General features: G+C 67.4%; 21 protein-coding genes and 1 tRNA gene. 12 read left to right on the top strand and 10 right to left on the bottom strand.

Features of this window, described 5'->3' with window-relative positions:
• Positions 1–83 precede the first annotated feature (83 nt).
• Positions 84–159 (bottom strand) — tRNA-Ala (locus ACU5AX_RS06160).
• Positions 160–374: 215 nt separating this feature from the next.
• Between ACU5AX_RS06160 and ACU5AX_RS06155 the strand changes: the two genes are divergently transcribed.
• Positions 375–1826: a DUF2171 domain-containing protein gene (locus ACU5AX_RS06155; protein WP_446690061.1), complete on the top strand. Its 1452-nt coding sequence runs from the start codon at positions 375–377 to the stop codon at positions 1824–1826.
• Positions 1827–1965: 139 nt separating this feature from the next.
• Positions 1966–2958 (top strand): NADP-dependent oxidoreductase, encoded by a 993-nt coding sequence (locus ACU5AX_RS06150; protein WP_446690060.1) that lies wholly within the window; start codon positions 1966–1968, stop codon positions 2956–2958.
• 55 nt (positions 2959–3013) lie between these two features.
• Here ACU5AX_RS06150 and ypfJ read toward each other — a convergent pair whose 3' ends face one another.
• Positions 3014–3928 (bottom strand): KPN_02809 family neutral zinc metallopeptidase, encoded by a 915-nt coding sequence (gene ypfJ / locus ACU5AX_RS06145; protein ID WP_446690059.1) that lies wholly within the window; start codon positions 3926–3928, stop codon positions 3014–3016.
• Positions 3929–4035: 107 nt separating this feature from the next.
• Here ypfJ and ACU5AX_RS06140 point away from each other — a divergent pair, with 107 nt between their 5' ends.
• A complete protein-coding gene (locus tag ACU5AX_RS06140) occupies positions 4036–4821 on the top strand; it encodes a 3-hydroxybutyrate dehydrogenase (RefSeq protein ID WP_446690058.1) in 786 nt (261 codons plus the stop codon).
• A gap of 22 nt (positions 4822–4843) precedes the next feature.
• Here ACU5AX_RS06140 and ACU5AX_RS06135 read toward each other — a convergent pair whose 3' ends face one another.
• Positions 4844–5539, bottom strand: a complete 696-nt coding sequence (locus ACU5AX_RS06135) for a hypothetical protein (RefSeq protein ID WP_446690057.1) — start codon at positions 5537–5539, stop codon at positions 4844–4846.
• A gap of 32 nt (positions 5540–5571) precedes the next feature.
• Positions 5572–6534 carry a cation diffusion facilitator family transporter gene (locus ACU5AX_RS06130; protein ID WP_446690056.1) on the bottom strand — a complete coding sequence of 321 codons (963 nt, stop codon included), beginning with the start codon at positions 6532–6534 and terminating at the stop codon, positions 5572–5574.
• A gap of 277 nt (positions 6535–6811) precedes the next feature.
• On the opposite strand from ACU5AX_RS06130, the gene ACU5AX_RS06125 reads away from it, so the two are divergent.
• From ACU5AX_RS06125 to ACU5AX_RS06115, 3 genes are all read left to right on the top strand, one after another.
• On the top strand, positions 6812–8203 hold the full coding sequence (locus ACU5AX_RS06125; RefSeq protein ID WP_446690055.1) for a helix-turn-helix domain-containing protein: 1392 nt from the start codon (positions 6812–6814) through the stop codon (positions 8201–8203).
• A gap of 134 nt (positions 8204–8337) precedes the next feature.
• A complete protein-coding gene (locus tag ACU5AX_RS06120; protein ID WP_446690054.1) occupies positions 8338–9930 on the top strand; it encodes an isocitrate lyase in 1593 nt (530 codons plus the stop codon).
• A gap of 183 nt (positions 9931–10113) precedes the next feature.
• Entirely contained in the window at positions 10114–10491 is a 378-nt protein-coding gene (locus tag ACU5AX_RS06115) for a response regulator (RefSeq protein ID WP_446690053.1), read from the top strand.
• Between the two features lie 26 nt (positions 10492–10517).
• On the opposite strand, the gene ACU5AX_RS06110 is transcribed toward ACU5AX_RS06115, so the two are convergent.
• The 3 genes from ACU5AX_RS06110 to ACU5AX_RS06100 all read right to left on the bottom strand — a co-directional run bounded on the left by ACU5AX_RS06110 (position 10518) and on the right by ACU5AX_RS06100 (position 12129).
• Entirely contained in the window at positions 10518–11471 is a 954-nt protein-coding gene (locus ACU5AX_RS06110) for an aldo/keto reductase (protein WP_446690052.1), read from the bottom strand.
• Positions 11468–11665, bottom strand: coding sequence for a hypothetical protein (locus ACU5AX_RS06105; protein WP_446690051.1), 198 nt, complete (start codon positions 11663–11665; stop codon positions 11468–11470). The genes ACU5AX_RS06110 and ACU5AX_RS06105 overlap by 4 nt, the downstream gene beginning before the upstream one ends.
• A 113-nt stretch (positions 11666–11778) precedes the next feature.
• Entirely contained in the window at positions 11779–12129 is a 351-nt protein-coding gene (locus ACU5AX_RS06100; RefSeq protein ID WP_446690050.1) for a hypothetical protein, read from the bottom strand.
• A 132-nt stretch (positions 12130–12261) separates the two neighbouring features.
• On the opposite strand from ACU5AX_RS06100, the gene ACU5AX_RS06095 reads away from it, so the two are divergent.
• From ACU5AX_RS06095 to metH, 4 genes are all read left to right on the top strand, one after another.
• Positions 12262–13215 (top strand): ArsR/SmtB family transcription factor, encoded by a 954-nt coding sequence (locus ACU5AX_RS06095; RefSeq protein WP_446690049.1) that lies wholly within the window; start codon positions 12262–12264, stop codon positions 13213–13215.
• Positions 13212–14153, top strand: coding sequence for a methylenetetrahydrofolate reductase [NAD(P)H] (metF, locus tag ACU5AX_RS06090; RefSeq protein WP_446690048.1), 942 nt, complete (start codon positions 13212–13214; stop codon positions 14151–14153). The genes ACU5AX_RS06095 and metF overlap by 4 nt, the downstream gene beginning before the upstream one ends.
• A 109-nt stretch (positions 14154–14262) precedes the next feature.
• Positions 14263–15309, top strand: coding sequence for a homocysteine S-methyltransferase family protein (locus tag ACU5AX_RS06085; protein ID WP_446690047.1), 1047 nt, complete (start codon positions 14263–14265; stop codon positions 15307–15309).
• A gap of 76 nt (positions 15310–15385) precedes the next feature.
• Positions 15386–18064 (top strand): methionine synthase, encoded by a 2679-nt coding sequence (metH, locus tag ACU5AX_RS06080; protein WP_446690046.1) that lies wholly within the window; start codon positions 15386–15388, stop codon positions 18062–18064.
• Between the two features lie 36 nt (positions 18065–18100).
• Here the strand turns inward: metH and ACU5AX_RS06075 are convergent, their stop codons facing one another.
• Positions 18101–19306 carry a cation:proton antiporter gene (locus ACU5AX_RS06075; protein WP_446690045.1) on the bottom strand — a complete coding sequence of 402 codons (1206 nt, stop codon included), beginning with the start codon at positions 19304–19306 and terminating at the stop codon, positions 18101–18103.
• Positions 19307–19508: 202 nt separating this feature from the next.
• On the opposite strand from ACU5AX_RS06075, the gene ACU5AX_RS06070 reads away from it, so the two are divergent.
• Positions 19509–20444 carry a right-handed parallel beta-helix repeat-containing protein gene (locus ACU5AX_RS06070; protein WP_446690044.1) on the top strand — a complete coding sequence of 312 codons (936 nt, stop codon included), beginning with the start codon at positions 19509–19511 and terminating at the stop codon, positions 20442–20444.
• A gap of 40 nt (positions 20445–20484) precedes the next feature.
• Here ACU5AX_RS06070 and ACU5AX_RS06065 read toward each other — a convergent pair whose 3' ends face one another.
• Both ACU5AX_RS06065 and ACU5AX_RS06060 read right to left on the bottom strand, forming a co-directional pair.
• Positions 20485–20886 (bottom strand): hypothetical protein, encoded by a 402-nt coding sequence (locus ACU5AX_RS06065; RefSeq protein ID WP_446690043.1) that lies wholly within the window; start codon positions 20884–20886, stop codon positions 20485–20487.
• 255 nt (positions 20887–21141) lie between these two features.
• Positions 21142–22836, bottom strand: coding sequence for an alkaline phosphatase family protein (locus ACU5AX_RS06060; RefSeq protein ID WP_446690042.1), 1695 nt, complete (start codon positions 22834–22836; stop codon positions 21142–21144).
• A gap of 67 nt (positions 22837–22903) precedes the next feature.
• Between ACU5AX_RS06060 and ACU5AX_RS06055 the strand changes: the two genes are divergently transcribed.
• Positions 22904–24928, top strand: coding sequence for a protein-disulfide reductase DsbD family protein (locus tag ACU5AX_RS06055; protein WP_446690041.1), 2025 nt, complete (start codon positions 22904–22906; stop codon positions 24926–24928).
• The last annotated feature ends 93 nt before the right edge of the window (positions 24929–25021 follow it).

Genomic DNA, 25021 nt, shown 5'->3' with positions numbered 1-25021 from the left:
GGCGTGGCACCGGGTCAATCGCATGATGGCGGGAGTCATCGATGGGGTATTGCGCGCGGTCGACGCGGCGTCGTCGGAGTGGGTGGTGGAGCTGAGGGGAATCGAACCCCTGACCTCTGCAGTGCGATTGCAGCGCTCTCCCATCTGAGCTACAGCCCCGCACTCCGAACCCGGCATGGCCGGGAGCGACGCCCTTAGCGGGCCTTTTCCGGCGTTGCAACAGCGCCCGAGCCGTCCTCCCAAATAATCGACCGCCAGACATCGCGACGAAACGCCGCAATTCTGCGGCGCAGTTTGTCGCTACGCGCCCGGAACGACAGGAACGAAGGTCCGCTTTGATGCTTGTTAACCCTCGGACGCAGGGGTGCAGATCGATGCCCCGCAACCGCAGGATGCTCTATTTCAAGGAGACGATCATGGGCTACGAACGCTACCCGCGGAACAGCAATCCGCAGGGCGACTATTACGGCCGCTCCGACACGCAGGATTACGGACACGATTACGGCTCGGGCCGCTCGTACAGCTATTCCAGCGCGCGCGACTATCAGGCGAGCGGCGCCTATGACGACGACCGCAACGACCGTAACGATCGCAACAGCGGTCAGGATTATGGTCGTCGCGAATACGGCAACCAGCGCTACGACAGCCGTGAGCGGTTCAACCGCGACCGCGACAACTATGGCGCGCAGGGCGGTTACGGCCGCAACGACAGCTATCAGAGCGGCAGCTATCGCGGCAATTCGGACAACCGCTACGTCCAGCAGAACCGCTACGAACAGGGTCGCTACGAGCAGGGCCGCAGCGGCGGCTACGATCAGAACCGCTACGGCGGCGGCAACGACCAGAACCGCTACGGTGGCGGCAACGAGCAGAACCGCTACGGCGGTGAGCGTCAAGAATATCACGGCAGCTATTCGCACGACGGCCGTCGCTTCCTCGACGTCGGCAACTACAGCCATGCCGATGACGACAACCAGCGCGGCCGTTACGAGAATCGCAGCGGCTATGGCCAGCAGTCCGGCCAGCGCGACCAGAACCGCCAGCAGGGCTATGGCCGCCAGCCGCAGGGCTATGACTATGAAGAGCGCGGCTTCTTCGCGCGCGCCGGCGACGAGGTCCGCTCGTGGTTCGGTGACGAGGATGCCGAGCGTCGCCGCGAGCAGGATGCGCGCTACGACGAGAACAGCTATGGCAACCGCGACAGCGAGCGCAGCTATGGCCATCGCGACGAGGATTACGGCCACTGGCGCCGTGGCCAGATCGCCGCGCTGGACCGCGACTATGACGAATATCGCAACGAGAACCGCACCAAGTTCGAGAATGAATTCTCGTCGTGGCGCACCAACCGGCAGGGCCAGCGCGACCTGCTGAATAAGGTCGAAGAGCATCAGGACGTCGTCGGATCGGACGGCGAACATGTCGGCACCGTCGACAAGGTGCGCGGCGATCGCATCCTGCTGACCAAGAACGATGCCGATGCCGGCGGCCGTCACCACTCGATCCCGTCGAGCTGGCTGAAGAGCGTCGACGGCAAGGTGACGCTGTCGAAGACCGCGAGCGAGGCCAAATCGGCGTGGCGCGACGAGGAGCGCAACCAGGCGATGTTCGGCTATGGCGACAACACCGACGGCAGCAACCGCGGCACGTCGGCGACCAACCAGTCGTCGCTGAACCGTTCGACCTCGACCAGCGGCCAGTCGACCACCGGCGGTATGTCCTCGACCGGCACCACCTCTTCGACCGGCGCCACGTCGACCGCGGGGCAGACCGAGCAGAAGAGTGGTGACAGCACCACGCTGAACCGGAGCGGCACGGGCAGCATCTGAGCCCGCGACTGCGCGACGCGGCCCTAGGGCCGCCGGAAAGGCCCGGGTGCGACCCGGGCCTTTTTCGTTTCAAACCGAAACCCTGTTGCCATCGGACCGGCCGCCGCGCCACGATGCGCCATCGCTTTGCAAGGAGATCATGATGCCCCGCGCCTGGACCCTGACGTCGCGTCCGCAAGGCATGCCGACGCCCGACAATTTCGCGCTGGTCGACCTCGATCCGCGCCCGCTCGAGGACGGTGAGGTGCGCATCGCCAACCAATGGCTGTCGGTGGATCCCTATATGCGCGGCCGGATGAACGACGTGAGAAGCTACACGCCGCCCTTCGCGCTGGGCAAGCCGATGGAGGGCGGCGCGATCGGCACGGTGGTGGAGAGCCGCTCCGACCAGTTCAAGCCGGGCGACACGGTGCAGCATTTCGCCGGCTGGCGCGACGAGGCCGCGCTGCCCGACACACAGGTGCAGCCGCTGCCGCAGCTCGACGTCGACCCGCAGGCCTATCTCGGGCAGCTCGGCATGCCGGGGATGACCGCCTATTTCGGCCTGATCGAGGTCGCGCAGCTGAAGGAGGGGGACACGGTCTTCGTCTCCGCGGCGGCGGGGGCGGTCGGATCGACGGTGGTGCAGATCGCCAAGGCCAAGGGCTGCCATGTCATCGGATCGGCAGGCGGGGCGGACAAATGCGCCTGGGTCCAGTCGCTCGGCGCCGATGCGGTGATCGACTATAAGGGCGACGTGCCGGTGGTGAAGGCGCTGGGCGAGGTCGCGCGCAACGGCATCGACGTCTATTTCGACAATGTCGGCGGCGACCATCTCGACGCGGCGCTGGCGCATGCCAATCTCCACGCCCGCTTCGCGATCTGCGGCATGATCGATGTCTACAACAGTGCTGAACCGACCTGCCTGCGGTACCTGGCGCGGCTGATCGGCAATCGCGTGCGGATGCAGGGCTTCATCGTCAGCGACTATGTCGACCGCGCGGCCGATTTCTATCGCGACATGGGTGGCTGGCTGCAGGACGGCAAGCTGAAGCGGCAGGAGACGGTGGTCGAGGGGCTGGAGCGGATGCCGGAGGCGTTCCTGGGGCTGTTCTCGGGCGGCAACACCGGGAAGATGCTCGTCCGCGTATAAGTGACATCGCAGCCCCTCCCCCGACAAGGAGGGGCTGGCGGCCGTCAGCGTTGCGTCAGACGCCGCCGTTGAACGTGTCGCACTGCGCGGGGTCGCCGGTCTCGAAGCCATGCTTCAGCCAGTAGACGCGCTGCGCCGAAGTGCCGTGGGTAAAGCTGTCGGGCACGACCCGGCCCTGCGCCTCCTTCTGCAACGTGTCGTCGCCGATCGCATTGGCGGCGGTCAGCCCTTCCTGCAGGTCGCCGGCGTCCATTCGGTCACGGTTCTTCGCCGCCCAGACACCGGCGTAGCAATCGGCCTGGAGTTCGAGACGGACCGAGGCGGCATTGCCCTCCGCCTCGCCCGACGAGCGCTGGATCCGCTGCACCTGATCCGACGTGCCGAGCAGGTTCTGGATGTGATGGCCGAATTCGTGTGCGATCACGTAATCTTGGGCAAAATCGCCCTTAGCGCCGAAGCGGTTGGCGAGTTCGTTGAAGAAGCTGGTGTCGAGATAGATGCGCTGGTCGGTCGGGCAGTAGAAGGGCCCCATCGCCGACTGCGCGGCGCCGCAGCCCGACCGGCCGTTCTGATCGAAGAAGGTCAGGCCGGGCGCGCGGAATTGTTGGCCCGACTGGGCGAAGATCGCCTGCCACGTCTTGTCGGCGGAGCTGAACGCGTTGCAGGCGGCGCGCTTGTCGGGCTCGGACGAGCAGACGGCGGTCGCGCCCTTGCCTTCTGACGGGGCGCTGCGCGTCACCTGCGTACCGCTACCCCCGCCGCCGCCCAGAATGCTGCCGAGGTTGCCGAGCCCGCCGAACACCGCCAGCAACAGCAACACGACGACGATACCGCCGCAGCCGAATCGGCTGCCGATCAGCGGCAGCAGGCCGAAGAGCAGACCGCCCCCGCCGCCGCCACCGAAGCCGCCGCCACCGGTGTTGCCCTGATCCTCGACGTCAATGTTGGGATCGAAATCGTCGAGGCGCATGGGGCATGTCTCCGTTCTGCTCGCGTTACGAAATGCGCGGAACGCCTCACGGTTGCAACGCGCCGCCCGGAACGGGCATGGAGCGGGGCATAAAGAGGAGAAGCGCCATGTTCCTGAAGGGCAAGACCGCCGTCATCACCGGTTCCACCTCCGGCATCGGCCTCGCCTATGCGCGCGCCTTCGCAGCGGAAGGGGCGTCGGTGGTGATCAATGGCTTCGGCGATGCGGCGGCGATCGAGACGACCCGCGGCGAGCTGGCGGCGGCGAGCGGTGCGGCGGCGCTGTACGATGCGGCGGACATGACCCAGCCGGATGCGATCGTGGCGATGATCGAGCGAGCGGCGCGCGAGACGGGGTCGGTCGACATCCTCGTCAACAATGCCGGCGTCCAGCACGTCGCGCCGATCGACCAGTTCCCCGACGACAAGATGCTCGCGATCGTCCAGATCAATCTGCTGAGCGCCTGGTATGCGATGAAGGCGGCGGTGCCGCACATGAATGCGGCGGGCTGGGGCCGGATCATCTCCACTGCCAGTGCGCACAGCCTGGTCGCGAGCCCGAACAAATCGGCCTATGTGATGGCCAAGCACGGCCTTGCCGGACTGACCAAGACGGTGGCGCTGGAGGTCGCGCAGGCCGGCGTGACGGTCAATTGCATCTCGCCCGGCTATGTCTGGACGCCGCTGGTCGAGGCGCAGATCCCCGACACGATGGCGGCACGCGGCCTGACCCGCGAGCAGGTGATGAACGACGTGCTGCTCGCCGCGCAACCGACCAAGGCGTTCGTCACACCCGAACAGGTGGCGGCGCTGGCGCTGTTCCTGTGCCGTGACGAAGCCAAGGCGATCACCGGCGCCAATTTGTCGGTCGACGGCGGCTGGACGGCGATGTGAGCCGTGGCCGAGGCCGCCGCGGTCAGTGCGCCGGCAGCGGCTGCACCACGGCGGTCGCGGCGCTCGGCGCCGGCATCGCGGCCGGCGGCGCAACGACCGCAGCGGGGCCGGTCGGACCCGGCGCCGCGACCAGCGGCGTGGCGGCGAGCGGCGGCAGCGAGGCGAGATAGGCCTTGCCGTGCATGTTGACCGGTGTGATCGCCGTGGCATTGGCGGCGGCGACCGCCTGCAGATAGGAACGCGGCTTCTTCATCAGCTTGGGCTGGTCGAGCCCGGTCAGGCCGGCGATGCGCGCCGCCTCCTTGACGAAGTGGATGCAGTTGCGCGTGTTGAGATTGTACCGACCGTCGCCGGTCTTGTCGTCCCAGGCGGCGATCAGCTTCAGCTCCTCGGCATATTGCGCGTCGCTCAGCGTGACCGAGAATTGCGCATCGCTGCCGTTGATATAGCCGGGCTTGGCGATGTCGAGCCGACCCGCGACGGTGCCCATCAGGATGGCGGGGGTCACCGCCTTGGCGGTGAAGCCGTAATTGGCGTCGACCGGCGCGCCGCCGGCATCGGGCACGCCGCGCAGGGTGAAGAAGGCGTGCGGAAAGCTGTTGCCGAATTCGTGGCTCCAGAAGGTGATCGTCACCTTCGCCCAGGCCGGCGCGGCGCCCAGCACCCCGGCAAGCGTCAGGAACAGGGCGAGCAGCGGGCGGAGCAATCTAGGAGCCATGGCGGCCAGTCTAGCGCGGCGCCGGCGCGACGTCAGCCCGCCAGACCGCGATCGGTCGCGGTGCTCACCGCATTCTCGTGCTTCTCCGGGCGAATGTAGATCGAACTCAGCGTCGGTACCGCGGTCCGCAGCTGATCCTCCAGCTCCTCGATCAGCGTCTCGCCTTCACCCATCGTCACGCTGTCGACGAAATCGGCACTGACCGCGGCGAACACTGATTCGGGTGCGGTGTGGATAGTGCGGACGTGATTGACCGACGTGACGGCGGGATGCGCGGCGACGATCCGCCGAACCGTCTCGACCACCTGCGGGTCGGCACGCTCACCGATCAGCAACCCCTTTGCCTCGCGCGCCAGCAGCATGGCGACCAGGCCGAGGATCAGGCCGATCACGATCGAGGCGATGCCGTCGATGCGCGGATCGGCGAAGGCGTGGCTGGCCCAGACGCCGATCGCGGCGATGACGAGGCCGGCGAGCGCCGCCGAATCCTCGAACAGGACGATGAAGCCCGCCGGATCCTTCGATCGGCGGATCGCCTGCCACCAGCCCAGCCGGCCCTTCGATTGGCGGAATTCGCGCATCGCCAGGAGCCACGACGATCCCTCGAGCAGCGCCGCAATCGCAAGGACGATGTAGTTGACCAGGGGGTCGGTCAGTTCCTCCGGCTCGATGATATGGAGATAGCCTTCGTAGACCGATACGCCGGCGCCGACCGCGAAGATCAGGATCGCGACCACGAAGGCCCAGAAATAGAGTTCGCGGCCGTAGCCGAACGGGTGGACCTCGTCGGGCGGGCGCTTCGCCCGATGCTGGCCGTAGAGCAGCAGGATTTGGTTACCACTGTCGACGCAGCTGTGCACGCCCTCGGTCAGCATCGACGACGATCCCGTGATCGCTGCCGCGACGAACTTGGCGATGCCGATGCCGAGATTCGCCGCCAGCGCGCCGTAAAGAACGATATTGTCGCGGATGCGCTGCACGAAGCCGTGGGTCATGCGCTGCCTAACGCGGCGGCGGCATGGTGGTGCCACACGCCGCATCGCTGGCCCCAGAACGGGAATGCCCGCCGGTGGCAATCCACCGGCGGGCACCTTTCCTCCCCAGGAAACTTTCTTCGCCGCTGATAGCCGGGCGGCGCGCGGCGGCCAGCCGGGGGGTGCGGATCGGTACGGTCACGATGTGTACGCCGCTGGTGTCACGATGGGTGCATTTGTGAGGAATTGACAAAAGCGTGCCAGAAGGCGACGCGGGGCTCGTCAAAGGGGAGGACGAATGGCGGAGCGCAAGTTGTTCGCAGGCCATGCGGTGCGGCGGCTGCGGCGGCAGGCCGGGCTGACGCAGGCGGCGATGGCGGAAGCGATGGCGATTTCGCCGAGCTATCTCAATCTGGTGGAGCGCAACCAGCGGCCGTTGTCGGCGGCGCTGCTGGTCAAGCTCGCCGAATCGTACGATTTCGATCCCCGCGCGCTGACGGCGGGCGAGCCGGGCGGCGGCGAGGCGGCGCTGCGCCGGCGGCTTGCCGACCCGATGTTCGCGGACTTGGAGATCGACCGCAACGAGCTATCCGAATGGATCGCCGGCGCGCCGGGCGGGGCGGAGGCCTTCGCCCGCGTCTACGACCGGCTCGGCGCCGGCGGCGGCAGCGGTGTCGCGCCGGAGGGGCTCGACCCGGTCGGCGAGGTGCGGCGCGAGATCGAGCGCTGGCGCGGCCATTTCCCCGACCTGGACAGCGCGGCCGAGTCGCTGGCCGACGAACTGCGACTGGGGGCGGGGGACCTGTATGGCGCGATCGCCGAACGGCTGCGCGTCAAGCACCAGCTGACGATCCGCATCCTGCCGGTCGACGTCATGCCCGATCTGCTCCACCGGCTCGACCTGCACGCGCGGCAACTGCAGTTGAGCGAGACGCTCGACCCGGCGTCGCGGACCTTCGCCGCGGGCTACCAGCTGGCGCTGATCGAGGCGCGCAACGAGATCGACGCGCTCGCCAAGGGGGCGGGCTTCGCCGATCGTGCATCGGAGCGACTGTTCCGCCGCCACCTCGCCAGTTATTTCGCGGCGGCGGTGATGATGCCCTACACGCGTTTCCTGCGCGCCTGCGAGGCGACGGGCTATGACTTCGAACTGTTGCAGCGACGCTTCGGCGCGGGCTTCGAGCAGGTTGCGCACCGGCTGACGACGTTGCACCGCGTCGGCGCGCGCGGCCTGCCGTTCTTCCTGATCCGAATCGATCGCGCCGGGCAATGTTCGAAACGCTTCGCCGGGTCGAGCGCGTCGCCGCTGGCGGAGGCGCGCGGACGCTGCCCATTGTGGCGGGTGCACCACGCCTTTGATCGTCCCGGCGATCTGGCGGTGCAGCTGGTCGAACTGGAGGATCAGGCGCGTTGGCTTACCGTGTCATGCACGGTGACGCCGCAACGTCGCCGTTATGGCGCCGTGGTCGCCGAGTTCGCGATCGGGCTTGGCGTGCCGGCAGAGGTGGCGGGCGGGCTCGCGGTAGCGCGAGGCATCGACCTGAAGGGCGATGCGACGCCGATCGGCCTTGGCTGTCGGGCCTGCCACCGCAGCGATTGCCCGCAGCGATCGGCGCCTCCGGCCGGTCGGCCGCTGCTGATCAACGAGCGCGACCGCGGTCTTTCCGGCTTTACCTTCGCCGGGGATTGAGTGGAATCATGACAAAACGACAAGATGATTTCTGATCTAGTGACACTATGACCATCATCGATGCAGGTGGTCAGGTCGAGACGCTTGTAAATCAGGGTACAAAGAACGCGTTCCAACACACAGAGGGCGCGGACATGAGCTATCATCAAACGATCGGTGCGGCGGTTCAGGCGATCGGCGATCGGCCGACATGGGCCGGGATCGATGGCGAGGCGGTCGCGCGTATGCGGTTGCAGAACCGTTTCCGCACCGGCCTTGACATCGCGCGCTACACCGCCGCGATCATGCGGCGCGATATGGCAGCCTATGACGCCGATCCGTCCGCCTACACCCAGTCGCTCGGCTGCTGGCACGGCTTCATCGGCCAGCAGAAGCTGATCGCGATCAAGAAGCATTTCGGCACCACCAAGAGGCGCTATTTGTACCTGTCCGGCTGGATGATCGCGGCGCTGCGCAGCGAATTCGGGCCGCTGCCCGACCAGTCGATGCACGAGAAGACCAGCGTGCCGGCACTGATCGAGGAACTCTACACCTTCCTGCGACAGGCAGATGCGCGCGAACTGTCGCTGCTGTTCCGCGATCTCGACGCGGCCAAGGCGGCGGGTGATGCGGTCAACACGCATCGCCTGCTGCACAAGATCGATGCATACGAAACCCATGTCGTGCCGATCATCGCCGACATCGACGCCGGCTTCGGCAATGCCGAGGCGACCTATTTACTCGCCAAGAAGATGATTGAGGCGGGCGCCTGCGCCCTGCAGATCGAGAACCAGGTCAGCGACGAGAAGCAATGCGGCCACCAGGATGGCAAGGTCACCGTGCCGCACGAGGATTTCCTGCAGAAGATCCGTGCGATCCGCTACGCCTTCCTCGAACTGGGCGTCGAGGACGGCATCATCGTCGCCCGTACCGACTCGCTGGGCGCGGGCCTGACCAAGCAGATCGCCTTTTCGCGCGAGCCGGGCGATCTCGGCGACCAGTACAACGCCTTCCTGGACTGCGAGGAGGTGGTCGATCCGTCGACGTTGCGCGGCGACGTCGTGCTCGCGCGCAACGGCAAGCTGCTGCGGCCGAAGCGGCTGCCGTCCAACCTGTTCCAGTTCCGCGAGGGGACGGGGGCCGACCGCTGCGTGCTCGACTGCATCACCGCGCTCCAGCACGGCGCCGACCTGCTGTGGATCGAGACGGAGAAACCGCATATCGAGCAGATCGCGTCGATGGTCGATCGGATCCGCGCCGTCGTGCCCGATGCCAAGCTGGTCTACAACAATTCGCCCAGCTTCAACTGGACGCTCAACTTCCGTCAGCAGGTCTACGACCGCTGGGCCGGCGAGGGGCGCGACGTATCCGGCTATGACCGGGCTGGGCTGATGAGCGCCAGCTACGACGCCACCGATCTGGCCGCCGAGGCGGACGAGCGCATCCGCACCTTCCAGAAGGATGCGAGCGCGCGGGCGGGCATCTTCCACCATCTCATCACGCTGCCGACCTATCACACGGCGGCGCTGTCGACCGACAATCTCGCGCGCGACTATTTCGGCGACGCGGGCATGCTCGGCTATGTCGCCGGCGTGCAGCGGCGCGAGATCCGCGAAGGTATCGCCTGCGTCCGCCACCAGAATATGTCGGGCAGCGACATCGGTGACGATCACAAGGAGTATTTCGCCGGTGAGGCGGCGCTGAAGGCTGGCGGCGCCCACAATACGATGAACCAATTCGCCGCCTGAACTTCCTGCGCGGGCCGATTGCGAGATCGTGCCCGCGCATCATTCGTATTGACCCGTATCAATCGAACCGATTTGGCAGGTGATATCTCTTTACCACGCCAGATCAGACAGAGTAGGTTACGCAACGAGTAAGATGCGGACCGCCAGGCGTATCATTGCGGTATTCGGCCGAGGAATGCCAAGATGCATGAATTCAATCGGCAGATTAATACGTTCACGGCGGTGCTGGTCGTCGAGGATCATCCCCTCGTCCTGATGACAGCGGTTGCGATGATCGAAGAGGCGGGTCTCGTCGCCTTCGCTGCTCGAGACGCCGACGAGGCGTTGGCGATCCTGTCATCCGAACCGGACATCGGCGCGATGCTAACCGACCTCGACATGCCCGGCAGCATGGACGGCCTCGCCCTGGTGCTGACGGTGCAGCAGCGCTGGCCGCACATTCGCACATTGATCACCAGCGGCGGGCGCGCGCCCGACGAGCCGGCGCTGGCGCCGACGGTCGCCTTCTACCAGAAGCCGTACAATCCGAGGCTGGTGATCGACGCCTTGCGCGCCGCCTAGCCGTCGCCCTTCGGCGGGGAAGGGGCTCAGGCTCCCGCGGCGTCAAGACGGCCGATCTGATCCTTGCTGAGTTCCAGCGTCATCGCGGGCAGCAGGTCGTGCAGCTGCTCGACTGACGTCGCGCTGGCGATCGGCGCGGTGATCCCTTCTTGCGCGATCAGCCAGGCAAGGGCGATCTGGGCAAGACTCGCGCCCGTCTCGCCTGCGATCTCGTCCATCGCGGCGAGCACGTCCGCGCCCTTGCCCTCGAGCAGGTCGCCCATGCGGTTGCCGCGCACGCTCTTCGACAGGTCGTCGCGGCTGCGGTACTTGCCCGTCAGGAAGCCGGACGCGAGCCCGTAATAGGGCAGCACGCCGATATTTTCGGCGATGCAATAATCCTCCAGCTCGCCTTCGTATTTATGGCGGCTGACGAGGTTATATTCGGGCTGCAGGACATGGTAACGCGGCAGACCCGCCGCCTTGGCCGCGTCGTTCGCCGATTTGAGCCGGGCGGCGTGGAAGTTGGATGCGCCAATGACACGCACCTTGCCGGCGTCGATCAACTTGGCGAAGGCATCCAGTACCGCCTCCTGCGGCACGCTGTCGTCGTCCTGGTGCGCATAATAGAGATCGATACGATCGGTGCCGAGCCGCTGCAGCGATGCCTCGGCCGCGGCGGCGATGCGGGCCGGCGCCAGCTTCTCGCCGCCCTCACCGGGCAGCATGCCGACCTTGGTCGCGATCAGCACCTGGTCGCGCTTGCCGCTCGCCTTCAGCCATTCGCCGATCATGGTTTCGGATTCGCCGCCGCGATGGCCGTCGACCCAGGCGGAATAGACGTCCGCGGTGTCGATCATCGTGCCGCCACCGTCGACGAAGGCGTCGAGTACCGCAAAGCTGGCGGCGCGATCCGCGGTCCAGCCGAAGACGTTGCCGCCGAGGACGAGCGGAGCGATGCGCAGATCGGTGGAGCCGAGGCGGCGAAGGGGAGCGGTCATGACGGGTCGGTTCCGTTGCTGGTGGAGTCGAGGGCGTTGAGATCAACGCTGTTAGCGTCGAGCATCTCCGCCGCCTCGTTCAATTGTCGCGATTCATCGGCGGTGACTGCGCCTGGCTGGTCATCCGCAGAGCGCGAACAGCCGGCCGGAACGACGGCAGCCAACGCAGCCACAAACGGAAAGATGCGCGTCATGACAGCCCCTTCGTGACGATGCCCGGACCCGGATTAGCCAGGTATCGACTGGCCGAGCAAGGCCGGGCCACTGCCGCCAGTCCGATCCATGGGGACTGGCGGCGGCGAGGCGCTTAGTCCTTCAGCGCGCGGCCGGCTTTTTCGAGCGCATTGCCGGTGGCATCGGCGGCACGGTCCGCACCATTGCTGATCGCACGGCCGGCACGGTCGGCGGCATTCTCGATCTTCTCGCCGGTATGATCGGCGGCATTGTCGATCCGGTCGCCGGCGCGATCCATCTTGCGCTCGGCCGAACCGAAGGCATCGTTGGTCGCAGCCGATACGTCGTCGGCGGCATTGTCGGCAGTGGCGCGCGTGTCGGCGGCGATGGCATTGCCGGCGTCGGCGGTCTTGTCCTGCGCGTTCTGGCTGCATGCGGCGAGCGCCAGCGCGGGGACCGCGGCGAGGACGAGGATGCGCTTCATGATCTGTTCTCCCTTGTGATTGGCCTGCGTCGTCTACCGGGACATTGATCCAGGTATGACGGAGTGCAACGCGACGATCCCGTTTCGGCTCCGCGTTGACCACATATAAAGATTTCTTTATATGTTGATCTCGTGAGCCACGCCCTCGACATATTCCGCGCCCTTGCCGATGCGACGCGCCTGCGCATCTTCTCGCTGTTGCGCACGATGGAACTGTCCGTCGGCGAACTGGCGCAGGTGCTGGGGCAAAGCCAGCCGCGCGTGTCGCGCCACGTGAAGATCCTGTGCGACGCCGGTCTCGCCGAGCGGCGCAAGGAAGGCAGCTGGGTGTTTGTTGCACTGGGCAAGCAGGCCGCGACCGCACCCGTTGCCGCCGCGCTGGACCAATGGCACGCCAGCGCGCCGGATCATTGGGCGGTCGCCGACGCGGCTCGCCTTGCCGCGGTGCGTGCCGATCGGGCGGCCAGCGCAGCGCAATGGTTCGAAGGGCATGCCGACGAATGGGATGCGATCCGCTCCCTCTATATTGCCGAGGAGCAGGTGGAGGCGGCGATGGCGGCCTTGATCGGACCGGCACCGATCGGTCAACTGATCGACATCGGTACCGGCACCGGCCGCATGCTGGAATTGTTCGCCGGGCAGGCGGAGCTGGCCTTGGGCATCGATCGGTCGTCGGAGATGCTGCGGCTGGCACGCGCCAAGCTGCACGACCGGACCAACACCGAATTGCGCCAGGCGGACCTGTATGCGCTACCGCTCGGTGACGGGGCCGCGGATGTCGCGATCCTGCACCACGTGCTGCATTTCGCGCAGCAGCCGGGCGCGGCGATCGCCGAGGCAGCGCGCGTATTGGGGCCGGGCGGGCGGCTGCTGATCGCCGATTTCGCGCCGCATGATCGCGAGGAATTGCGCACCCGCGATGCCCACACGCGGCTCGGTTTCGGGGATCAGCAGATCGCCGGCTGGTTCGCCAAGGCGGGGCTCGCATTGGCCGAGACACGGACGCTGGAGGGCGGGGAATTGACGGTGACCTTGTGGCTGGGCGCGCGCCCCGGTGCACGATTGCGTGAGGTGAAAGCGGCATGACAATTTCGGTGAACCAGCTCGAAGAGGCGCAGATCGCACTGAAGGCGCCGCTCTATGCCGACGTTGCGGGCGACCTCGACGTCTCCTTTGAATTCTTCCCGCCCAAGACGGAGAAGATGGACGCGCAATTGTGGGAGGCGATCCGCACGCTCGAACCGTTGGGGCCGAGCTTCGTGTCGGTGACCTACGGCGCCGGCGGATCGACGCGGGAACGCACGCACGCAACGGTGGCGCGCATCCAGCGCGAGACGTCGCTGGCGGCGGCGGCGCATCTCACCTGTGTCGAGGCGACGCGCGAGGAGATCGATCAGGTCGCGCAGGAATATTGGGCGGCGGGCGTGCGCCACATCGTCGCGCTGCGCGGCGATCCGCCGGCGGCCGGCGCGCGCTTCCAGAGCCATCCGGGCGGCTATGAGAATGCGGCGGCCTTGGTTGCCGGGCTCAAGCGGCTGCATCCGTTCGAGATTTCGGTCGCGGCCTATCCGGAAAGCCATCCGGATTCGGCCAATCCGGCTGCCGATCTGGACAACCTCAAGCGCAAGATCGACGCCGGCGCGGCGCGGGCGATCACCCAATTCTTCTTCGAGCCGGAAACCTTTTTCCGGTTCCGCGACGCGGTGGCGGCGGCGGGAATCACCGCGGAGATCGTGCCGGGGATCATGCCGGTGACCAATTTCGCGAGCGTGCAGCGGATGAGCGCGATGTGCGGCACCGCCGTGCCCGCGTGGATGGCGCGTTTGTTTGAGGGGCTCGACGACCATCCCGGATCGCGCCAGCTGGTCGCCGCGACGCTGGCCGCGGAACTGAGCCGCAAGCTCTATGCCGGCGGGGTCAAGTCGCTGCACTTCTACACGCTCAACCGGGCTGAATTGGCGTTTGCGATCTGCCACCTGCTGGGCGTGCGGGCGAAGGACCGCACTGTCGAGGCGGCGGCGTAGACCCCCCTCCCGCTTGCGGGAGGGGATGGGGGAGGGCCTGTCCTCCACCGCGCCGCTCGCGACTTCCCTCCCCCGACCCCTCCCGCAAGCGGGAGGGGAGGAGATGACCATGACCACACGCGACATCTTCCTTGCCGAAGCGGCCAAGCGCATCCTGATCACCGACGGCGCGTTCGGCACCGAAATCCAGAACTGGAAGCTTTCCGAAGCAGACTATGCCGGATCGCTGGGCCTGTCCCACGACCAGAAAGGCAATAACGATATCCTCGCGCTGACCAAGCCCGAGGTGCCGGCGTCGATCCACCGCGCCTATTTCGAGGCGGGGGCGGACATTGCCGAAACCAATACCTTCTCGGCGAACAGCATCAGCCAGGCCGATTACGGGGCCGAACATCTCGTGCGTGAGATCAACTACGAGAGCGCCAAGATGGCGCGGGCGATCGCCGATGAATTCGCCGCTCGCGATGGCCGGCCGCGCTTCGTCGCCGGCGCGATCGGGCCGACCAACAAGACGCTGTCGCTATCGCCCGATGTCAACGATCCGGGCTATCGTGAGATCGATTTCGACTATCTGAAAGGCGTCTATCGCGAGCAGACCGATGCGCTGCTCGATGGCGGCGCCGACTTCATCCTGATCGAGACGGTGTTCGACACGCTGAATGCCAAGGCGGGGATCATGGCGGCGCTCGATGCGGCGCGCGATCGCGGGCATGACGTGCCGATCATGCTGTCGATGACGCTGACCGACCTGTCGGGGCGCAACCTGTCGGGCCATACCGTCGAGGCATTCTGGCATGCGGTGCGTCATGCCCGGCCGCTGACGATCGGGCTCAATTGCTCGTTCGGCGCCGAGCAGCTCCGTCCGCACGTCAAGACGCTCAGCGAAATCTGCGACACACTGATCATGGTCTATCCCAATGCCGGCTTGCCCAACGAGCTGGGCGCCTATGACGAGGCGCCGGCGACGACCGCGGCGCTGGTCTACGAATGGGCCGGGGCAGGCCAGGTCAACGTGCTCGGCGGCTGCTGCGGATCGACGCCGGCGCATATCGCCGCGATCGCCGAGCGGGTGCGCGGGGTGCCGCCGCGCGCGATCCCGACGCCGCCGGTGCGGACGCGGCTCGCCGGGCTGGAGCCGTTCACGATGGCGGCATAGCGTTTATCCTCCCCGCTTGGGGGAGGGGGACCATGCGCAGCATGGTGGAGGGGGTTCTCCACGACGGTAATCGCTGGTGGAGAGCCCCCTCCACCCCTCGGCTTCGCCGAGCAGTCCCCCTCCCCGCGAGCGGGGAGGATTTGAAGAAGAATCGATGACCAGCACTTCCTCCACCCAGTTCGTCAACATCGGCGAGCGCACCAACGTCACCGGATCGGCGGCGTTCAAGAAGATGATCATGGCGGGCGACTATGCCCGCGCGGTCGAGGTCGCGCGCCAGCAGGTGGAGAATGGCGCGCAGGTCGTCGACGTCAACATGGACGAAGGCCTGCTCGACGCGCATTACGCGATGACCACCTTCCTCAAGCTGATCGCCGCCGAGCCCGACATCGCGCGCGTGCCGATCATGATCGACAGCTCCAAGTGGAGCGTGATCGAGGCGGGGCTGAAGTGCGTGTCGGGTAAGCCGATCGTCAATTCGATCAGCATGAAGGAAGGCGAGGCGCAGTTCCTGGAACAGGCGCGCCTCTGCATGGCCTATGGCGCCGCCGTCGTCGTGATGGCGTTCGACGAGGTCGGGCAAGCCGACACGCAGGCGCGCAAGGTCGAGATCTGCGAGCGCGCGTACAAGCTGCTGACCGGCATCGGTTTCCCGCCGGAAGATATCATCTTCGACCCCAACGTCTTCGCGGTCGCGACCGGGATCGAGGAGCACAACAATTACGGTGTCGACTTCATCGAGGCGTGCAAGGAGATAAAGGCGCGCTGCCCGCACGTCCATATCTCGGGCGGTCTGTCGAACCTGTCGTTCAGCTTCCGCGGCAACGAGCCGGTGCGGCGGGCGATGCACTCGGTGTTCCTCTACCATGCGATTCCCGCGGGCATGGACATGGGCATCGTCAATGCCGGCCAGCTCGACGTCTACGACACGATCGATCCCGAACTGCGCACGGCGTGCGAGGACGTCATCCTCAACCGCGATCCCGAAGCGGGCGACCGGCTGGTCGCGCTGGCGGAGCGCTTCCGCGGCACCGATGCGGTGGCGGAGAAACAGGCGGCGGAATGGCGCGGCCTCGATGTCGTCAAGCGGCTGGAATATGCGCTGGTCAAGGGCATCGACGCGCATGTCGTCGAGGATACGGAGGAGGCGCGGCAAGAGATTTTCGCGCGCGGCGGGCGGCCGATCGAGGTGATCGAGGGCCCGCTGATGCAGGGCATGAATGTCGTCGGCGACCTGTTCGGCAGCGGCAAGATGTTCCTGCCTCAGGTGGTCAAGTCGGCGCGGGTGATGAAGAAGGCGGTGGCACACCTGCTGCCCTTCATCGAGGCGGAGAAAGCGGCGGGCGCCCGCGCCAAGGGACGGGTCATCATGGCGACCGTCAAGGGCGACGTGCACGATATCGGCAAGAACATCGTCGGCGTCGTGCTCCAGTGCAACGGCTTCGAGGTCGTCGATCTGGGCGTGATGGTGCCTTGGGCGAAGATCATCGAGGCGGCGAACGAGAATGATGCCGACATGATCGGCCTGTCGGGGCTGATCACCCCGTCGCTCGACGAGATGGTGACGGTCGCCGAGGAGATGCAGCGCGCGCAGATGCGCATGCCGCTGCTCATCGGCGGCGCGACGACGTCGAAGGTGCACACCGCGCTGCGCATCGCGCCGGCCTATCAAGGGCCGGTGGTGCATGTGCTCGACGCGAGCCGCGCCGTCGGCGTCGCCACGACCCTGGTGTCGGACACGCAACGCGATCCTTATGTTGCCGATGTCGCCGCCGAATATCAGAAGGTGCGCGATGCGCGCGCGGGCAAGGGGCAGAACGACCTGCTGCCGCTGGCGGAGGCGCGCGCGCGCGGCTTTCAGGCGGACATGATCCTGAAGGCACCGGCGCCGGACCAGCCGGGCGTGCATGTGTTCGACGACTGGAGTCTCGAGGACCTGCGGCATTATATCGACTGGACGCCGTTCTTCCGCGCCTGGGAACTGGCCGGCAACTTCCCGGCGATCCTCGACGATGCGGTGGTCGGGGAAAGCGCGCGGTCGCTCTATGCCGACGCACAGGCGATGCTCGACCGGATCGTTGCAGAGAAGTGGCTGACCGCCAAGGGCGTCGCGGCGCTGTGGCCGTGCCGGCGCGAGGGGGACGACGTGGTGCTGGACACAGGCACGCGCCTGCCGTTCCTCCGCCAGCAGATCGCCAAGCGCGAGGGCCGCGCCAATATGTGCCTCGCCGACTTCATCGACCCGGCCGGAGACTGGATTGGCGGCTTCGCGGTCGGGATCCACGGCATCGAGCCGCATCTCGCGGCGTTCAAGGCTGGGCACGACGATTACAACGACATCCTGCTGAAGGCGCTGGCAGACCGTCTAGCCGAGGCGTTCGCGGAACGGCTGCACGCGCATGTGCGCACCGATCTATGGGGCTATGCCGCGGGCGAGCAGCTGACCAACGAGGCGCTGATCCGCGAGCAATATCGCGGCATCCGCCCCGCGCCCGGCTATCCGGCCTGCCCGGAGCATAGCCTGAAGCGGACGCTGTTCGACCTGCTCGGTGCCGAGAAGGCGGTCGGCATCGAGCTGACCGAGAGTTTCGCGATGCTGCCCACCGCGGCGGTGAGTGGCTTCTACTTCGGCCATGCCCAGGCCGAATATTTCGGCGTCGCGCGGATCGGCGAGGATCAGGTGGCGGACTATGCCGCGCGCCGCGGGGTGGATGTCGCGCAGGCGACGCGCTGGCTGCGCCCGAATCTGGATTGAGGTGAAAAGCCCCTCCCCCGAGGGGAGGGGGAGTGGCTAGAACCCGCGTTTCGCCATCCCGGGGTCGCGGCGCAACATCGGGGCGACCATCGGGATCGTCAGCATCGTGCTGGCTACCGCCATCAACAGCAAGGCGGTGAACGTCTCGTTCGTGATGATCTGCTTATCCAACAGGATGTTGGCGAAGATGATCATGATCAGCGCTTTGGTCTGCAGCAGCCAGCCGATCGTCCGTGCCTCGCCCTTGGGCCATCTCAGGATACGGCCCGCGAGCGCAAGGCCGCCGAGCTTGCCGCCGACGCTGGCGACGAGCAGCAGCGCCGCGGCCGCGAAGACCGCGGGACCGCCGACGCCCCATTGCGTCTTGAGGCCGGTCGACAGGAAGAAGACGGGCATGACGGCGAGCAGGACCGTCTGGCGGAAACGGTCCATCCGCGCCTCGCCGAACCAATGCGCGTCGAGCACCGCGCCGGCGAGGAACGCGCCGACCATGAAGTGCAGGCCCGACCAGTCGGCGGCGAAGGCACAGGCGGCGAGCCAGATCAGCCCGACATACCAGCGATCGTTTTCCGGAATGGCGCGCATCAGCCGCCGCACCGCCCAGGTCGCGACGGCAAAGCCGACAAGGAAGCCGACCTGGCGCGTCACGCGCTCCCAATCGAGCAGGATCAGCGCGAGCACGCCCCAGATCGCGATGTCGTCGAGACTGGCGTAGCGTAGCACGCGCTGGCCGAGGGGACTGCGCAGGATGCTGAGCTTTTCCAGCAGCAGGACGAGGATCGGCAAGGCGGTGACCGCGCAAGCCATGCCGATGCCGAGCACGACCTGCCATTCGGCGCCTGCCGTTCCGCGCCAGCCGGGAAAGTGCAGCATGACGAGCGCCGCGAGGCTGCCCGCGACCAACGGCATGCCCAGCGCCAGACCCGCGGTGACGCCCGTCTCGCCGCGGCGGCGCCAAGCCTCGGTGACGTCGAGCTCGAGCCCTGCGACCCAGACGAACAGCATCACCGCCCACCAGGCGATGCCGTTCAGCGCCGCCATTGTCGACGGCTGGAAGACGAAGGCATAATAATCGGGCATCAGCGCGCCGAGCACGCCTGGGCCGAGCAGGATGCCGCCGATGATCTGCACCACGACCAAAGGCGCCCAGTAATCGGTGCGCCCCAACCGCCAGACCAGATACGGCCCGGTGAAGATGATCAGGATCGCGAGGAGGAATACCTCCGTCGGCGACATATGCATCGGTGAACCTCCCCCTTGTGTGCCAGGCGGTTAGCAAAGCCGCCGGCACTCCTGCAATCACCCGCGCACTGTCCCGGCGCGGGACGGCACCGCCCCTCGTTCATGTCCTGCCGTGGCCGCCGCAGCGGTTAACCGCGATTGGCCCTTCCGTCGCGGCAACCGCGCGCGGCATGGCGGGGCGAGCCAGAAGGAATATCGATCCATGCGCGCCGCCCTTCCTGTCATTCTTGCCGCGCTGCTTGCCTCCCCATCCCCCGCGGCGGAGAAGCGCGCCCCCTTCACCGTCGCCGAGACCGGCCAGGGCTTTACCGACCTGCAGGAGGCGGTGTCGTCGATCCGCATGGGCACGGGCACGATCTTGATCGCTCCCGGCGTCTACCGCCAGTGCGCGGTGCAGCAGGGCGGGCGGATCACCTTCAAGGCGGTGCGGCCGGGCACCGCGATCTTCGAGAAGGAAGCGTGCGAGGACAAGGCCGCGCTGGTGCTGCGGGGGCAGGGATCAACGGTCGATGGACTGGTGTTCCGCGGCTACAGCGTGTCGGACGGCAATGGCGCCGGCATCCGCACCGAGATGGGCGACCTGACCGTCACCAATGCGATGTTCCTCGACAGCCAGGAAGGCATCCTGGGCGGCGAGCCGACGCGGCAGCGGATCGTGATCGACCGGTCGACCTTCTCCGGCCTCGGCCAGTGCGACGAGGCGGTGAACTGTTCGCACGCCATCTATCTGTCCAACCGCGGCAGCGTGACGGTGACGCATTCGCGGTTCGAGGCGGGAACCGGCGGCCACTACGTCAAGCTGCGCGTGCCCAATGCGACGATTACCGACAACAGCTTCGACGACAGTGCCGGGCGCAAGACCAATTACATGATCGACCTGTCGGAGGGCGGCACCGGCACGATCGCGCGCAACGTCTTCGTCCAGGGCCGCAACAAGGAAAATGCGTCGGCGCTGATCGTCATCGCCGCGGAAGCGAAGACGTTTCCGGCGACCGGGCTGGTGATCGCCGACAATGACGCGCGGCTGGCGCCGGGGGCGAGTGGCAGTCCGGCGTTCGTGGCGGATTTCACCCGCCAGCGGCTGGCGATCGGGGCAAACCGGCTGGGGAGGAACATCCGGCCGTTCGAACTGCGCTAGGGCGTGCCAGCCGCTCCGTTACGGGCAGCGGCCCTGCGGATCACCGTTCCGGCGGGGGCAGCGTGAGCTTGAGCTTGGCACGCGGGGGGGCCGTGGTGCGCGCAGCGGAGGGTTTCGGCGTCGCCGTCGCGATCGGCGTCGGCGTGGCGGCGGGCGGTTCGGCGGCGTAGACGCGCTGCTCGACCGCCGTCAGCCGTTGTGAGAGCAACTGCGTGTCGATCGCCTGCCTGCCGTCCTTCAATTCGGACAGTTCCGCCTCCAGCCGGTCGACCTGCGCCTGCAACGTCTTGATGCGGACGTCCGTCTCGATCCCCGCGATCGCCTTGCGCTCCTGCGCCTCAGCTGCCTGGCGTTGTCCGTCGTCGGTACGCTCCGGAACGGTGCGCTGCTGGTCGCAGGCGGCGAGAATGGCGAGGGGGAGCAGCAGGAGCGAGCGGTGCATGCCATCGCCTTAAAGTGGGATCGGAGCGGCTTGAAGCATCCTCTTTCGGCCTGCGGCGGGGGAAGATGAGATGAGGTCGACGCCACGGCACGCCACGTCCCGCCCCGCGAGTCTTGACACAATTGACGCCTGAACGTGTCGGAAAATCGCCCTGTCGCGAACGATCCTTACAACGATGAGAAAGAGCGCATCATGCTGTCGGCACCATGCGCTCCTTTTGCCGTGTAGGACAGCGGGTTTTGGCAAGCCGCCCCGCTACTGGGCGCAGGTGGTCGCCGCCCCCGGATCGAGGTCAAGGCAGCGGCCGTCGAGGCCGTGGACGGGCAGGCGGATCGTCGCGGCGAGCGTCGGGGCGATATCGACCGTTTCGACCGACAGCGGCTGTTCGAAGCCGGTCATGCCCTTGCGCCAGAACAGGATCGGCACCCGGCGGTCATAGTCCCACGGGCTGCCGTGGGTTTCGACATAACCGGGGCCCGGCTTTTCGATCGTCGTCACCCGCGGCTTGAGCAGGACGAGCAGATCGCCCGAGACGTCGGGATTGAACGACGCCCGTGCGCGCTCTGCCAGCGTCCAGGTTTCGGGCGGCGTGGTGGCGAAGGGCGTGGCCGCGATCTGGTCGCGGGTCAGCGCGACGGCGACCTGCGGCAGCGCGGCAAAACGCCGTTGCGCCTCCGCCAGCACGCGGGCGCGGGTGGCGGCGGGCAGGTCGCGATCGACATAGACGTCGCCTTCGGCGCCGAGCAGCACCGGCCCGGACAGATGCAGGTCGGCAGCGATGGCGGCGGCGATGTGCTTGATCGATGCGTCGGCGGCGACATGCTGTTCCATCGGCATCGCGCGCTGTTGCTGCCGTTCGGTCATGTCGTGCGCGCCATGGTCGGCGGTCAGCATCACCTCATAATCAAGGCCCCAGCTGTCGAGCGTGTCGAAGAAGCTGCCCAAAGTCTGATCGAGCTGGTCCATCTGGATGCACATCTCGGTACCCTGGGTGCCGAGCGAATGGCCGATATAGTCGGTGGCGGAGGCGCCGATGTCGATGATGTCGGTCTGTGGTCCGCGGCCCAGCTTCATGTCCTGGATCAGGCCGGCGGCGATCGCGAACACGGCGGCGTCGCTGGCCGGCGAGGCGCGGAATGCCTTCAGGTCGCCTGCGGCGCGTTCGAACCGCCCCTGGCCATAGGCCGTGCCGGCGACGTTGATCGGCCGGTCGAGCGGCTTGCAGAAACCGGGCAGCGGCAACGCCGGCTGCGGCTGCGCGATCAGCCGGGCGACGGCATCACGGCCGCGCTGCACGGCGGCGGGCACGGGCCGGCCGGCGTAGCTGACGTAGGTCTTGCCGTCCCACCACCACAGTTCGTCGACCTTGTGGCCGCCCATCATCACCGCGGCGCGATCCTTGCCCGCGACCGAGACGACGCGGGTCGTCGGATTGGCCGCCTTCATCATCTCGCCCAGCGTCGGCACCTTCAGGTGCATGTCCGACACGGTATAGGTGTCGTGCGTCATGCCGGGCACGCGCTCGTCCTCCGAACAATAGACGATCTTGTCGGCGCGTGGCGCGCGCTGGTCGATCCAATTGTTGGCGACGATGCCGGTATGGGCGGGGCGCATGCCGGTGAGGATCGTCGAATGGCCGGGGCAGGTCTCCGTCGCGGCATGGCTCTGGTAACTGGAGGGGAAGACCGCGCCGGTCAGCAGCCGCGCGAAGCCGCCGGTGAAATGATTACGATATTGCTGGAACAGGTCGGCGGAAAATTGGTCGACGGAGATCGCGACGATCAGCTTCGGCGGCGTGGTCGGGAACAGCGGCGTCGTCGGCGTCGGCGCAGCGGGCTGCGCGGCCGCAGCGGGGGCGGTGTCGACCGCACGCGGCGAGGATTGCTGGGCGGCGAGCGGCGCGGCGACGGCGGCGGACGCGAACAGGGCGGCGGCGAACAGAGCCTTCATCGTAGAACATCAACCTCGTGTTGCGGCGGCTCGTATTGCTACGGCGGTGCGGCTATGGCGTGACCCGATGGGACGGGCAAGAACCGCAATGCGCGCGCTCTGTTGCGCAATCATGACCTTGTTCGCGGCAATCGCCGCGGGACCGGCGCTGGCCGACGCGCTGCCGCCGGCGGGGGGTGCGCCGCACCTCGCGATGCGCCTGGTCGCCGACACCGCCGCGCCGCGCGCAGGGCAGGTGGTGACGCTGGCGCTCGACACCCGGCCCGAGAAGGGCTGGCACGGATATTGGCGCAACACCGGCGACGCCGGCTTCCCGCCGAGCTTCGACTGGACCTTGGCCAAAGGCGCACGCGCCGATGCGCCGCAATGGCCAGTGCCGACGACGCTGGTCGTCGCGGGGCTGATGAACTACGTCTATGATACGCCGTATGCGCCTCTCGTCGCGCTGCACGTGCCGGCCGGTCTGGCGCCGGGAACGCATCTGCCGGTGCGGCTGCACACCAGCTACCTGGTCTGCACCGACACGATCTGCGTGCCGGAACAGCAGGACCTGCGCATCGACCTGACGGTCGGCGACGGCGGGCCCGCCGATACCGCGGCGTTCGACCGCTGGCGCGCGGCGATCCCCAAGCCGCTCGACGCCCCCGCCGCCTATCAGGTGCAGGATGGCAAGCTGACCATCGCGGTGCCGCTGCCGGCGAGCGCGAAGGTGGCCAACGCCTATTTCTTCGCCGGCACGCCGGGCAGCCTGACCTATGCCGCGCCGCAGACCGTGACGCGCGAGGGCGACCGGCTGCTGATCGCGACGCAGGGCAGCCCGCGCGGCGCGATCGAGGGCGTGCTGCGCATCGGCAAGGATCTCGGCCTGGCGGTGCGGGCGGCGCCGGGCGCGGTCGCTGCGACCGGATCGGGCGGCGCCGGCTTCGGCTGGGCGGCGGTACTCGCGGCCTTTGCCGGCGCCGTGCTCGGCGGCCTAATCCTCAACGTCATGCCCTGCGTCTTCCCGATCCTCAGCCTGAAGGCGCTGCATCTGGCCAAGGGCGGGGCGGACGAGCGCGAGGCGCGCACCGATGCGTTGGGCTACATGCTGGGGGCGGTGCTGACCTGCGTAGCACTGGGGGGCCTGATCCTGGCGCTGCGCGCCGGGGGATCGGCGATCGGCTGGGCGTTCCAGCTGCAGGACCCGCGCGTCATCGTGCTGCTCGTCGCCCTGACCTTCGCGATCGCGCTCAATTTGCTCGGGCGGTTCGAGGTGCCGGCGCCGCGCTTCGCGACCGGTGGCGGTGCGCTGGGCTCGGTGGCGACGGGCGCACTGGCGGCCTTCGTCGCGACGCCGTGCACGGGGCCGTTCATGGGGGCGGCCCTGGGTGCGGCGCTGGTGCTGCCCTGGCCGGCGGCGCTGGCGGTGTTCGGCGGCCTCGGCCTCGGGCTGGCGCTGCCGTTCCTGGCGATCGGGTTCGTGCCGGCGCTCAGGCGGCGGTTGCCGCGACCGGGAATGTGGATGGAGCGGCTGCGCCGGATTCTGGCGGTGCCGATGCTGCTGACCACGCTGGCGCTGCTGTGGTTGTTGTGGCGGCAGGCGGGCTCGCTCGGTCTGGTCGTCGGCGTGGTAACGATGCTGGCGACGGCGGCGCTGCTGATCGCAGGGGGGCGCCGGCAAAGGCGCGGGCAGGGCTTCGGCTGGTCGCTGGCGGTGGGCGCGGTCGGCGCCTCGGTCGTGCTCGCCGCGGCGCTGACCGGAACGGCGATCGTCAAGCCGGCGAGCGCTGATGCCTTCAGCGAGGCGAAGCTGGCGCAGTTGCGGCGTGAGGGGCGGCCGGTGTTCGCCTATTTCACCGCCGACTGGTGCCTGACCTGCAAGGTCAACGAGCGCGCCGCGATCGACACCGCCGCCACCCGTACCGCCTTCGCGCAGCACAAGGTCGCGGTGCTGGTCGGTGACTGGACCGACGGCGACCCGGTGCTCGGCCGCTTCATCCAGGCGCACAACCGTGCCGGCGTGCCGCTCTACCTCTATTACGCGCCGGGCGCCGCGACGCCGCAGGTGTTGCCGCAGGTGCTGACGCCCGGGATGCTCGCCGCGCTGAAATAACGGACCGAATCCGCTCGCCAATTTTCCAACGCCCTCTTGTGCGCCGCATCAAAGCTGTCAGCATGGAACTTGCGACAGGCGGGGGGCTTTACC

This window comes from Sphingomonas benefaciens (assembly GCF_052907485.1).
This window is presented reverse-complemented; position numbering and strand designations above follow the sequence as displayed.

Excerpts from the sequence above, each read along its gene's own strand:
- ACU5AX_RS06070 (WP_446690044.1), top strand. The coding sequence starts at position 19,509 with ATGCGCGCCGCCCTTCCTGTCATTCTTGCCGCGCTGCTTGCCTCCCCA.
- ACU5AX_RS06060 (WP_446690042.1), bottom strand. The coding sequence starts at position 22,836 with ATGAAGGCTCTGTTCGCCGCCGCCCTGTTCGCGTCCGCCGCCGTCGCC.
- ypfJ (WP_446690059.1), bottom strand. The coding sequence starts at position 3,928 with ATGCGCCTCGACGATTTCGATCCCAACATTGACGTCGAGGATCAGGGC.
- ACU5AX_RS06065 (WP_446690043.1), bottom strand. The coding sequence starts at position 20,886 with ATGCACCGCTCGCTCCTGCTGCTCCCCCTCGCCATTCTCGCCGCCTGC.
- ACU5AX_RS06105 (WP_446690051.1), bottom strand. The coding sequence starts at position 11,665 with ATGACGCGCATCTTTCCGTTTGTGGCTGCGTTGGCTGCCGTCGTTCCG.
- ACU5AX_RS06120 (WP_446690054.1), top strand. The coding sequence starts at position 8,338 with ATGAGCTATCATCAAACGATCGGTGCGGCGGTTCAGGCGATCGGCGAT.
- ACU5AX_RS06110 (WP_446690052.1), bottom strand. The coding sequence starts at position 11,471 with ATGACCGCTCCCCTTCGCCGCCTCGGCTCCACCGATCTGCGCATCGCT.
- ACU5AX_RS06140 (WP_446690058.1), top strand. The coding sequence starts at position 4,036 with ATGTTCCTGAAGGGCAAGACCGCCGTCATCACCGGTTCCACCTCCGGC.
- ACU5AX_RS06075 (WP_446690045.1), bottom strand. The coding sequence starts at position 19,306 with ATGCATATGTCGCCGACGGAGGTATTCCTCCTCGCGATCCTGATCATC.
- ACU5AX_RS06100 (WP_446690050.1), bottom strand. The coding sequence starts at position 12,129 with ATGAAGCGCATCCTCGTCCTCGCCGCGGTCCCCGCGCTGGCGCTCGCC.
- ACU5AX_RS06055 (WP_446690041.1), top strand. The coding sequence starts at position 22,904 with ATGGGACGGGCAAGAACCGCAATGCGCGCGCTCTGTTGCGCAATCATG.
- ACU5AX_RS06125 (WP_446690055.1), top strand. The coding sequence starts at position 6,812 with ATGGCGGAGCGCAAGTTGTTCGCAGGCCATGCGGTGCGGCGGCTGCGG.
- ACU5AX_RS06150 (WP_446690060.1), top strand. The coding sequence starts at position 1,966 with ATGATGCCCCGCGCCTGGACCCTGACGTCGCGTCCGCAAGGCATGCCG.
- ACU5AX_RS06155 (WP_446690061.1), top strand. The coding sequence starts at position 375 with ATGCCCCGCAACCGCAGGATGCTCTATTTCAAGGAGACGATCATGGGC.
- ACU5AX_RS06130 (WP_446690056.1), bottom strand. The coding sequence starts at position 6,534 with ATGACCCACGGCTTCGTGCAGCGCATCCGCGACAATATCGTTCTTTAC.
- metF (WP_446690048.1), top strand. The coding sequence starts at position 13,212 with ATGACAATTTCGGTGAACCAGCTCGAAGAGGCGCAGATCGCACTGAAG.
- ACU5AX_RS06115 (WP_446690053.1), top strand. The coding sequence starts at position 10,114 with ATGCATGAATTCAATCGGCAGATTAATACGTTCACGGCGGTGCTGGTC.
- ACU5AX_RS06085 (WP_446690047.1), top strand. The coding sequence starts at position 14,263 with ATGACCACACGCGACATCTTCCTTGCCGAAGCGGCCAAGCGCATCCTG.
- ACU5AX_RS06135 (WP_446690057.1), bottom strand. The coding sequence starts at position 5,539 with ATGGCTCCTAGATTGCTCCGCCCGCTGCTCGCCCTGTTCCTGACGCTT.